Raw genomic sequence first — 923 nt, 5'->3', positions numbered from 1 at the left:
GTCGATGCCGGGCGCCAGCGGGCTCTCCGGCCTGATTGCGCTGCGCGGCATCCATCCGGCGGTGCCGCTTGTGGTGGTCTCGGCACATGACGATCCCGTCACCATCCGCCGCGCGCTCGATCTCGGCGCTTCCGGCTTCATCTCCAAATCGGCCAGCATGGAAGACATCCGCGCCGCCGTGCAAGCGGTGCTTGCCGGCGATATCGCGGCTCCCGCCGGCATCGAGCTCGGCGTCGAGCGCGACCCGGAGATCTCCGATCTGATCAAGCGCCTGCAGGCGCTGACGCCGCAGCAGACGCGGGTGCTCGGCATGCTGGCGGAGGGCCTGCTCAACAAGCAGATCGCCTATGAGCTCGGCGTGTCCGAGGCCACCATCAAGGCGCATGTCTCGGCCATCCTGCAGAAGCTCGGCGTCGACAGCCGCACCCAGGCGGTCATCCAGCTCTCCAAGATCGGCAATGACCCGCTGCAGCCGGTGGGCTGATCGCTCCGGTTCAGTCCAGGCGCTGAGCCGCCTCCTGCCGCGCCGGTCGCGCCTTGAAGACGGCAAAGCCGATCGCCGCCATGATCCATACGCCGATGCCGCCATAAAGCATCACCCAGCCAAAGCCGTTCGCCAGCGCGTCATGCGCGACTTTGTCCGGTAGCCCCGGCGCCGGATTGCCGGCCGCGATCGCCTCGGCGAGCTGGTAGAGCCTTGCACCATCGAGATCGGGCAGCGCGGCGATGAGATGCGCGAGCACACCGCTCGCCAGGATGAAGCCCATCACCGCGATGTTCACGGCAAGCGAGATCATGCGCGCGCTCATGTCGATGCCGGACGCCATCCCGGCACGGTTGCGCGAAAGCGAGCCGGTGCTCGTGTTGGTGACCGGCGTGTTGGTGATGCCGAGGCCGGCGCCAGCGATCAGACTGCCCGGCAG

The 923-nt window shown here is 67.9% G+C and carries 1 protein-coding gene and 1 pseudogene; one reads left to right on the top strand and one right to left on the bottom strand.

What is annotated here, in order from left to right; translation table 11 throughout:
* On the top strand, positions 1-484 hold a 484-nt coding region (locus EOD07_RS35900; protein WP_164772925.1), incomplete at its 5' end, for a response regulator transcription factor.
* 10 nt (positions 485-494) lie between these two features.
* Here EOD07_RS35900 and EOD07_RS35895 read toward each other — a convergent pair.
* A pseudogene (locus EOD07_RS35895) lies at positions 495-923 on the bottom strand (MFS transporter); the annotation flags it as partial.

This window comes from Mesorhizobium sp. M2C.T.Ca.TU.002.02.1.1, from assembly GCF_003997225.1.
The sequence above is the reverse complement of the archived record's forward strand: the minus strand, read 5'-3'. Positions and strand labels throughout refer to the sequence as shown.